General features: G+C 73.0%; 8 protein-coding genes. 2 read left to right on the top strand and 6 right to left on the bottom strand.

Going from position 1 to position 9413, the window contains the following annotated elements:
- Positions 1 to 609 precede the first annotated feature (609 nt).
- Complete coding sequence (gene trpS, locus AVW11_RS29225; RefSeq protein WP_076046508.1) at positions 610 to 1608, top strand: tryptophan--tRNA ligase; 999 nt, start codon at positions 610 to 612, stop codon at positions 1606 to 1608.
- A 38-nt stretch (positions 1609 to 1646) separates the two neighbouring features.
- On the opposite strand, the gene proC is transcribed toward trpS, so the two are convergent.
- The 5 genes from proC to AVW11_RS29200 all read right to left on the bottom strand — a co-directional run bounded on the left by proC (position 1647) and on the right by AVW11_RS29200 (position 5143).
- Complete coding sequence (gene proC, locus AVW11_RS29220; RefSeq protein WP_030846178.1) at positions 1647 to 2456, bottom strand: pyrroline-5-carboxylate reductase; 810 nt, start codon at positions 2454 to 2456, stop codon at positions 1647 to 1649.
- A gap of 112 nt (positions 2457 to 2568) precedes the next feature.
- The gene (locus tag AVW11_RS29215) at positions 2569 to 3306 is read right to left on the bottom strand and encodes an ABC transporter permease (protein WP_030846175.1); all 738 of its coding nucleotides are present in this window, start codon (positions 3304 to 3306) and stop codon (positions 2569 to 2571) included.
- Complete coding sequence (locus AVW11_RS29210; RefSeq protein WP_076046507.1) at positions 3303 to 4100, bottom strand: ABC transporter ATP-binding protein; 798 nt, start codon at positions 4098 to 4100, stop codon at positions 3303 to 3305. The genes AVW11_RS29215 and AVW11_RS29210 overlap by 4 nt, the downstream gene beginning before the upstream one ends.
- Before the next feature lie 80 nt (positions 4101 to 4180).
- Positions 4181 to 4741, bottom strand: coding sequence for a hypothetical protein (locus tag AVW11_RS29205; protein WP_030846168.1), 561 nt, complete (start codon positions 4739 to 4741; stop codon positions 4181 to 4183).
- Positions 4742 to 4840: 99 nt separating this feature from the next.
- Entirely contained in the window at positions 4841 to 5143 is a 303-nt protein-coding gene (locus tag AVW11_RS29200) for an SH3 domain-containing protein (RefSeq protein ID WP_030846165.1), read from the bottom strand.
- A 106-nt stretch (positions 5144 to 5249) separates the two neighbouring features.
- On the opposite strand from AVW11_RS29200, the gene AVW11_RS29195 reads away from it, so the two are divergent.
- Positions 5250 to 7397, top strand: coding sequence for a serine/threonine-protein kinase (locus AVW11_RS29195; RefSeq protein WP_076046506.1), 2148 nt, complete (start codon positions 5250 to 5252; stop codon positions 7395 to 7397).
- 55 nt (positions 7398 to 7452) lie between these two features.
- Here AVW11_RS29195 and ilvD read toward each other — a convergent pair whose 3' ends face one another.
- Positions 7453 to 9303, bottom strand: a complete 1851-nt coding sequence (ilvD, locus tag AVW11_RS29190; RefSeq protein ID WP_076046505.1) for a dihydroxy-acid dehydratase — start codon at positions 9301 to 9303, stop codon at positions 7453 to 7455.
- Positions 9304 to 9413 lie beyond the last annotated feature (110 nt).

Here is a 9413-nt window from a genome sequence, read left to right as displayed (position 1 = left end):
GGCGCTTTCCAGGTTTTCGCTTTCGCGCTTTCCCTTTCCGGCGGTGCCGACTCTATCAGATCCTTTCGGGCCTGATTCCCAGTCAGCGGGTTGTGCTGCACGGGCTGTTGGGCCCTTGCGGCGAGTGAGACAGTAGCGGATTCCTCGCCTCCGAACCTAATCGGCGGCAGCGTCCTCGGACGCGGATTCCTCATTCGCAAATACGCATGAAAACGAGACGACGAGGTGCGTCGTTCGTTCGAATGTGTAGTGCGGAATGGCTGTCCGGGGACCGACCGGGGTCGGCGCTCACGTCGGACAACTCGAAGAACCTTACGGACCGGGCACACCCGTGTCAACCCCCGCTGACCGCCGCCGCGCGGTGCGGGCGAAACTCGCGGCGCCCTCATGCCCCGCGGTCTACGCTGGCTCCCATGACTACGCATGCGCCCACGCTCAGCCTTCGCTGGTGGGCCGCCTGACGGCGGCCGAACCTCCACGCGAGCACGCATGCGCTCACGGCCGCCGCCTCGGCGGCCGTTCTGTTTTCTCCCCTCCCGGGAGTGGCCCGGTCGCCCGGCTCGGTGGCCCGACACCACTCACACACGCACAGGGAGAGCAGGACAGGACATGACGAGGATCTTCAGCGGGATCAAGCCGACCGGCCACATGACTCTGGGGAACTATCTGGGCGCCGTGCGGCAGTGGGTCGCAGCCGACCAGGAGCCGGACGACGCACTGTTCTGCGTCGTCGACCTGCACGCGCTGACCGTCGAGCACGAGCCGGCGCGTGTGCGCAGGCTGAGCCGGCAGGCCGCGACGCTGCTCATCGCGGCCGGGCTGGACCCCCGGCGCTGCACCCTGTTCGTCCAGAGCCACGTCGACGAGCACACGCGGTTGGCCTACCTGCTGGAGTGCACGGCAAGCGACGGGGAGCTGCGCCGGATGATCCAGTACAAGGAGAAGGCGGCGAAGGCGCAGGCCGGCGGTGACGGCGTACGGCTGTCCCTGCTCACCTATCCGGTGCTGATGGCCGCGGACATCCTGGCGTACGGGGCGGGGGAGGTGCCCGTCGGGGAGGACCAGCGGCAGCACGTCGAGCTGACCCGTGACCTGGCGGTGCGTTTCAACCAGCGCTACGGGCACACCTTCACCGTGCCGAGGGCCACGCATCCGGCGGTGGCCGCGCGGGTCATGGACCTCCAGGACCCCACGTCGAAGATGGGGAAGTCCCATGAGAACGGGTCGGGGATCGTCTACCTCCTCGACGAGCCGGGGGTGGTGCGCAAGAAGGTGATGCGGGCCGTCACCGACAGCGGGGACGGCGGCGTGGTCCACGACCGGCAGGCGCGGCCGGGGGTGGCGAACCTGCTGGACATCCTGGCGGCGTGCACCGGCGGCGATCCGGCCGCGCTCGCCGACGGGTACAGCGGGTACGGGGCTCTGAAGCGGGACGTGGCCGACGCGGTGGTCGAGCTGCTGCGGCCGTTGCGGGAGCGGCACGCGGAGCTGGCGGCCGATCCGGCGCAGGTGGACAAGGTGCTGCGGGAGGGCGCCGAGCGGGCCAGGGGGCTGGCGCGGCCCGTGGTGGACCGGGCGTACGAGGCGATCGGGCTGCTCAGGCCGTAGCCGGAGGCAGGGGCCCCGGCGGGGCCCCTGCCCGCGGTTCAGCTGTTGCCGGAGGCGAGCTCGCGGCTGCGGTCGCGGGCGGCTTCGAGGGCGGCGATCAGGGCGGCGCGCACCCCGTGCCGCTCCAGCTCGACGATCGCGTTGATGGTGGTGCCGGCCGGGGAGGTGACGGCCTCGCGGAGCTTGACGGGGTGCTCGCCGCTGTCGCGGAGCATCACGGCGGCGCCGATGGCGGCCTGGACGATGAGGTCGTGGGCCTGGGCGCGGGGCAGGCCGAGGAGGATGCCGGCGTCGGTCATGGCCTCGACGAGGAAGTAGAAGTACGCGGGTCCGGACCCGGAGAGGGCGGTGGCCGCGTCCTGCTGGGACTCGGGGACGCGCAGGGTCTTGCCCACACCGCCGAAGATCTCCTCGGTGTGGGCGAGGTGCTCGGCGGTGGCGTGGCTGCCGGCGGAGATGACGGACATGGCCTCGTCGACGAGGGCGGGGGTGTTCGTCATGACGCGCACGACGGGGGTGCCGGGGGCGAGCCGCTCCTCGAAGAAGGAGGTGGGGATGCCGGCGGCGCCGCTGATGACGAGGCGGCCTGCGGGGACGTGCGGGGCGAGCTCGTCGAGGAGCTTGGCCATGTCCTGGGGCTTCACGGTGAGGATGAGGGTGTCGGCGCGCTTGGCGGCTTCGGCGTTGGAGACGGCCTCGACGCCGTAGCGGGTGCGGAGTTCCTCGGCCCGGTCGCTGCGGCGTGCGGTGACGAGGAGCTTGGAGGCGGGCCAGCCGCCGCGGATCATTCCGCTGAGCAGGGCCTCGCCGATCTTGCCGGTACCGAGGACTGCGACTGTCTGGGTCATGCCCGATCCACCTCGCCGAACTGTTCTTCCGCCTGGGCTGTGCAGGCGTACGCGTGCGTGTCCTCATCCTTGCACCCGGGAGGCGGGCGGGGGCGGGGTGTCCGCAGTGCGGTCAGGGGGTTCGGCGGCGGAGGGTGGCCGCGCCGAGGGCGAGTACGAGGACGGCGCAGGCGGCGACGATCACGACGTCGCGGACGAAGTCGGCGGTCATGTCGGTGTGGGTGAGGACCTGGGTCATGCCGTCGACGGCGTAGGACATGGGCAGGACGTCGGAGATGCCTTCGAGGACGGGGTGCATGGTGCTGCGGGCGGCGAAGAGTCCGCACAGGAGCAGCTGGGGGAAGATCACCGCCGGCATGAACTGGACGGCCTGGAATTCGGAGGCCGCGAAGGCGGAGACGAAGAGGCCGAGGGCGGTGCCGAGGAGGGCGTCGAGGAGGGCGACGAGCAGGAGCAGCCAGGGGGAGCCGACGACGTCGAGGCCGAGGGCCCAGAGGGCGAGGCCGGTGGCGAGGAGGGACTGGACGACGGCGACGGCGCCGAAGGCGAGGGCGTAGCCGGCGATGAGGTCGCCTTTGCCGAGTGGCATGGCGAGGAGGCGTTCGAGGGTTCCGGAGGTGCGTTCGCGCAGGGTGGCGATGGAGGTCACCAGGAACATGGTGATGAGGGGGAAGATCCCGAGGAGTGACGCGCCGATGCTGTCGAAGGTGCGGGGGCTGCCGTCGAAGACGAAGCGCAGCAGGGTGAGCATCAGGACGGGCACCAGGACCATCAGGGCGATGGAGCGCGGGTCGTGGCGGAGCTGGCGCAGGACGCGGGCGGCGGTGGCGGCGGTGCGGGCGGCGTTCATCGGGTCTGCTCCTGGGCGGCGAGGGTGTCGGCCTCGTCGACGAGGCGGAGGAAGCCCTCCTCGACGGTGGCGCAGTGGGTGCGGGCGCGCAGGGCGTCGGGGGTGTCCTGGGCGAGGATGCGGCCTTCGCGCATGAGGAGCAGGTCGTGGCAGCGCTCGGCCTCGTCCATGACGTGGGAGGAGACGAGGATCGTGGCGCCGCGGGTGGCGGCGATGGCGTGGAAGAGGTTCCACAGGTCGCGGCGCAGGACGGGGTCGAGTCCGACGGTGGGTTCGTCGAGGACCAGCAGTTCGGGGGTACCGAGCAGGGCGACGGCGAGGGAGACGCGGCTGCGCTGGCCGCCGGAGAGGTTGCCGGCGAGGGCGCCCGCTCGGGCGGTGAGGTCGACGTCGGTGATGGCGCGGTCGACGGCGTCGGCGCGGCGGGCCGCGGCGGCCCGGCCGGGGTCGAGGATCGCGGCGAAGTAGTCGAGGTTCTGGCGGACGGTGAGGTCGTCGTAGACGGAGGGGGCCTGGGTGACGTAGCCGATGCGGGAGCGCAGGTCGGGGTGGCCGGCGGGGCGGCCGAGGACGTCGAGGGTGCCGGTGACGTGGGCCTGGGTGCCGACGATGGCGCGCAGGAGGGTGGATTTGCCGCAGCCGGAGGGGCCGAGGAGGCCGGTGATGCGGCCGCGGGGAACGTCGAAGGCGATGTCGGCGATGACGGTGCGCGGGGTGCGGCCGGTGCCGCGGCGGACGGTCAGGCCGCGGGCGTGGACGGCGGCCGGGCCTTCGCCGGCCTGCTTATTCATCATGTGATGAATAATGCTCCTGGCGGTGCCCGGGCGTCAATGACCGGGAAACGCGCGAGGCCGGCCGGCCGTGCGGCCGCGGGCTACTTCCTGCGCTTGGGGCGGCGCGCGGCCGGGTTGCCGGTACGGGTGCTGCGACGGCGCTCGTAGTCGGCGAGGGCGCGCTCGTACTCCGCACGGCGGAGCTTCTCGCCGGGGGCCTCGGTCAGGCAGCGCAGGGAGTAGGCGATGAGGGAGCCGATGAAACCGATCGTCTTGAGGCCCTTGAGGGCGGCCTCGTCGGAGGACGGGGCCGGGCGCCGGTTGTAGGAATCCCAGGTCTTGACGAAGGCGATCGCGCTGGAGATCGCGAAGAGGACGACGACGGAGATGCTGAGGAAGGGGCCGACGTTGCCGATCTCCAGGCCCTCGTAGGAGAGGCGCAGCAGCAGGGCGGCGGCGGTGGCCGTGACCAGGGAGCCGACGGCGAGGGCGGCGCGGCGCAGGCCGTAGCCGCTCTCGTGGTTCAGCCAGGTGGTGCCGAAGTACCGGATCGGCTCGGGCTGCGGGCCGGCGGGGACCGCCGGCTCGGACGCGGCGGAGGCCGCGGCCCGGGCCGGGGCGGCCGGCTCGGCGGGGGTCTGGTCTCGCTGGTCGTCGCTCACAGCAGCGATTATCCCCCGCCGCGCCGCCCGGGCCGGGTGTGTCTCACGTGTCAGACGGACGGGTCGGGCGGGCCGGAGGGACCGGGCGGGCCGCAGGGGTCAGCCGCAGCGCGTGACCACGTAGCCGTCGCTGCCGGTCCTCACGTACGCGTCGGAGACGAAGCGGCCGTTCCCGATGCAGTCCCAGATGTTCGTCGTGCCGTACGGACCCGAGACCGTGGTGCCCTCGGTCTGGCAGCGCAGCGTGACCGTCGCGCCGAGCGGCAGGACGTCGATCACCGAGTAGTTGGTGCCGGGGCCGCTGCGGACGTTCAGCCGGTAGCCGGGAGCGACCGGATAGGACGGGTAGCCGGAGCCGGCGGTGAGGCTCTGGACTTGGCTGGAATCGTTCTCCACCGACATACGAAATCTCCCCCCATGGGCGTTGCCGTGCGCAACTCGCGCAGGGTAGCAGGACCTTGGAGATGCGTACCGGTCATCGACTAGGCTCCGGCGGGGGTGGTGAGCGGTGCATTCGCTGCGCGCGGACTACGCGGGCTTTCCGGAGTACGCCGGGCAGTACCGGCTCGAATCGGTGCTCGGCTCCGGAGGCATGGGCGTCGTCCACCTCGCCACGTCCGGCTCGGGGCTGAAACTCGCCGTCAAGATCGTGCACGCCGAGCACGCGGTGGACCCGGAGTTCCGGGCCCGCTTCCGGCAGGAGGTCGCGGCCGCGCGCCGGGTGAGCGGGGCGTTCACCGCGCCCGTGGTGGACGCCGACCCGGACGCCGAGCGGCCCTGGATGGCCACCCTGTTCATCGACGCGCCGACGCTCGCCGAACGCGTACGCCAGAAGGTGCTCGACCGCACGGAGCTGGCCCGGCTCGCCGCCGGCCTGGCGGAGGCGCTCCGCGACATCCACCGGGCGGGCGTCGTCCACCGCGACCTCAAGCCCAGCAACGTGCTCATGGCACCCGACGGCGTGCGGGTCATCGACTTCGGGATCTCGCGGCCGGCCGACAGCGACCTGCGGACCGAGACCGGGAAGCTGATCGGGACCCCGCCCTTCATGGCGCCCGAGCAGTTCCAGCGGCCCCGCGAGGTGGGGACGGCCGCGGACGTCTTCGCCCTCGGCGCGGTGCTCGTGCACGCGGCGACGGGCCGCGGGCCCTTCGACTCCGACAGCCACTACCTGGTGGCGTACCAGGTGGTGCACAGCGAACCCGACCTGACGGGGCTGCCCCGGCAGCTCGTACCGCTCGTCGAGCGGTGCCTGGCCAAGGACCCTCGGGAGCGGCCCACCGCCGAGGAGCTGATCGCCGAGATGCGGGCGGTCGCCTACCCGACCGCCGAGGACACCCAGGCCTTCATCCCCCGGCCGCGGGAGCCCGACGGGGCCGAGCTGCTCACCCACCGCCGGGAGCGGAGCCCCGCCGTGCCGGAGCGGCAGCCCCGGGCTCCGCGCGGGCGCCGGGTCCGGATCGCGGTGGGGGCCGGGCTCGGGCTGCTGCTGGTGGGCGGCACCGTCGGCGGCTACCTGCGCTACGGGCCGGCCGCCGGATCCGCGCCCGCCCAGATCGCCGGGAAGGCGGATCCGGCGCCGGCGAAGACCTTCGCCCCCTGGTCGGTGCCGCTGGGCAAGGCCGGGACGGGCAGCCGGATCGGTGCCTGCTCCTGGCAGGCGGAGGCCCTGTACTGCGCCGGACCCGGCCTCACCGCGGCGCGGCTGGACCCGGCGGACGGCTCGACGGTGTGGAGCGTGGAGGCGGCAGCGGGCTCCCCGGCGAAGGGGACGCCGACCCCCGGCGCGCCCCTGCACGCCGGCGGGCGGGTCCTCGTCGTGGCGCCCGGCAGCGAGACACTCCAGGCACTGGACCCGGCAACCGGCGCGGAGCGCTGGCGGCACAAGCTGCCCGCCGGCTCGCAGGCGGTGCCCGCGGGCGGGCAGGTGCTGGTGGTGGGTACGAACGGCAGCGTGACCGCGCTGGACGCGGCGGCCGGCACGCCGCGCTGGACCCGGCAGATCGGCGGGGTCGGCTCCGTGTGGTGGACCGGCGGCGGAACGGACGGGGGTGCGGCCCCCGACCTGTACGTTGCGACGCCCGACGGCAGCGGATCCACCCAGCTCGCCTCGGTCGACCCGGCGAGCGGGACGGTGACCCGGCAGTTCCGCACGACGGGGCGGCTGCGGCCGGTCGGCGCGGCACACGGCGGCCTGTACCTGGTGGACGTCGACGCGTCCTCCAGGACCACCGGTGTCGTGCGCGCCGATCTGACGGCGCGCACCGCGCAGCGGGTCCGGCTCACGGCGCCGCTGTTCGACGCGGAGGCGGCGGTGGACCGGGACGGGGTCGCCTACCTGTTCGGGACCTCCGGCACGCTGGTCGCGGTCGGGGCCGGCCAGGAGCGGTGGCGGCTGGAGACGGGCGTGACGGTGGCGTCCCGCCCGGTGGTCGCCGACGGCAGGGTCCACCTGACGGCGCCGGACGGGCGGCTGCTCGCCGTCGACGCGGGCGACGGGCGGCCGGCGGGCCAGACCAGGCCGCGGATGGCGGACGGCAAGGACACGTACGCGTCGACGCTGCCGGCCCCGGTGTCCGGCGGCGGCCGGATGTTCGCGGGCGCCCCCGACGGATCGGTGTTCGCGGTGGACGGGAGCGACCCCGCCCGCTGGTGAACGCGGACGCCCCCGCACCGGGCGGTGCGGGGGCGGCGGGCGGTACCGGGGCGGGTCAGCCCAGCCGGGTGACGTCGCGGACCGCGCCCTTGTCGGCGCTGGTGGCCATCGCGGCGTAGGCGCGCAGGGCCGCGGAGACCTTGCGCTCGCGGTTCTTCGGGGCGTACACACCGCCGAGGGCCTCGTGGCGGGCCGCCAGGGTGGCGTCGTCGACGACGATCTCGATGGACCGGTTCGGGATGTCGATGCGGATCAGGTCGCCGTCCTCGACGACGGCGATGTCGCCGCCGGAGGCCGCCTCCGGGGAGGCGTGGCCGATGGACAGGCCGGAGGTGCCGCCGGAGAAACGGCCGTCCGTCACGAGCGCGCAGACCTTGCCCAGGCCGCGGCCCTTGAGGAAGGACGTCGGGTAGAGCATCTCCTGCATGCCGGGGCCGCCGCGCGGGCCCTCGTAGCGGATGACGACGACGTCGCCCGCCTTGACCTCCTTGCGCAGGATCTTGTCGACGGCCTCGTCCTGCGACTCGCAGACGACGGCCGGGCCCTCGAAGGTCCAGATCGACTCGTCGACGCCGGCGGTCTTCACGACGCAGCCGTCGACGGCGATGTTGCCGCGCAGGACCGCGAGGCCGCCGTCCTTGGAGTACGCGTGCTGCACGGAGCGGATGCAGCCGCCCTCGGCGTCGAGGTCGAGGGTGTCCCAGCGCTCGGACTGGGAGAAGGCGGTGGCGGAGCGGACGCAGCCCGGGGCGGCGTGCCACAGCTCCATGGCCGTGTCGTCGGCCGTGCCGGAGCGGGCGTCCCACTTCGCCAGCCAGTCCTCCAGGCCCGCGGAGTGGACGGTCGTCACGTCCTTGTTGAGGAGCCCGCCGCGGTGCAGCTCGCCGAGGATGGCGGGGATGCCGCCGGCCCGGTGCACGTCCTCCATGTAGTACGTGCCGCCGGGCGCCACGTTCGGGGCGACCTTGGCCAGGCACGGGACGCGGCGCGAGACGGCGTCGATGTCCTTGAGGTCGTAGTCCAGGCCCGCCTCCTGCGCGGCGGCCAGCAGGTGCAGGATCGTGTTGGTGGAGCCGCCCATGGCGATGTCGAGGGCCATGGCGTTCTCGAAGGCCTCGCGGGTGGCGATGTTGCGGGGCAGGACGGACTCGTCGCCGTCCTGGTAGTACCGCTTGGTGATCTCCACGATCGTGCGGCCGGCGTCCTCGTACAGGGCGCGGCGGGCGGTGTGCGTGGCGAGGACCGAGCCGTTGCCCGGGAGCGCCAGGCCGATGGCCTCGGCGAGGCAGTTCATCGAGTTGGCGGTGAACATGCCGGAACAGGAGCCGCAGGTGGGACAGGCGTTCTCCTCGATGCGGAGCACGTCCTCGTCGGAGACGTTCTCGTTGGAGGCGTCCACCATGGCGTCGATCAGGTCCAGCTTGCGGACGGTGCCGTCGACGAGGACGGCCTGGCCGGCCTCCATCGGGCCGCCGGAGACGAACACGGCCGGGATGTTGAGGCGCATGGCGGCCATCAGCATGCCGGGGGTGATCTTGTCGCAGTTGGAGATGCAGATCAGGGCGTCGGCGCAGTGCGCCTCGACCATGTACTCCACGCTGTCCGCGATCAGGTCGCGGGACGGCAGGGAGTACAGCATGCCGCCGTGGCCCATCGCGATGCCGTCGTCGACGGCGATCGTGTTGAACTCGCGGGGGATCGCACCGGCCGCGCGGATGGCGTCGGAGACGATCCGGCCCACGGGCGCCAGGTGGGTGTGGCCGGGGACGAACTCGGTGAAGGAGTTGGCGACCGCGATGATCGGCTTGCCGATGTCCTCGCTCGCTACGCCCGACGCGCGCATCAGGGCGCGGGCGCCCGCCATGTTGCGGCCGTGGGTGACGGTGCGGGACCTCAGCTCGGGCATGCGGTTCACTCCCCATGAGTGCGGCTGTACGGTCAGCCGCGACTGTGGATATGGCTCAGATACGAGGCTACGCCCACCGCCCGCGATCCGGACGGTGTGTCCGCATGGCG

Origin of the sequence: Streptomyces amritsarensis (assembly GCF_001953875.1) — a bacterium.
GTDB lineage: Bacteria > Actinomycetota > Actinomycetes > Streptomycetales > Streptomycetaceae > Streptomyces > Streptomyces amritsarensis.
The sequence above is the reverse complement of the archived record's forward strand: the minus strand, read 5'-3'. Positions and strand labels throughout refer to the sequence as shown.

Bases quoted from the DNA above. Each gene is read 5' to 3' on its own strand.
- trpS (WP_076046508.1), top strand. From the start codon at position 610: ATGACGAGGATCTTCAGCGGGATCAAGCCGACCGGCCACATGACTCTG.
- proC (WP_030846178.1), bottom strand. From the start codon at position 2,456: ATGACCCAGACAGTCGCAGTCCTCGGTACCGGCAAGATCGGCGAGGCC.
- AVW11_RS29215 (WP_030846175.1), bottom strand. From the start codon at position 3,306: ATGAACGCCGCCCGCACCGCCGCCACCGCCGCCCGCGTCCTGCGCCAG.
- AVW11_RS29210 (WP_076046507.1), bottom strand. From the start codon at position 4,100: ATGATGAATAAGCAGGCCGGCGAAGGCCCGGCCGCCGTCCACGCCCGC.
- AVW11_RS29200 (WP_030846165.1), bottom strand. From the start codon at position 5,143: ATGTCGGTGGAGAACGATTCCAGCCAAGTCCAGAGCCTCACCGCCGGC.
- ilvD (WP_076046505.1), bottom strand. From the start codon at position 9,303: ATGCCCGAGCTGAGGTCCCGCACCGTCACCCACGGCCGCAACATGGCG.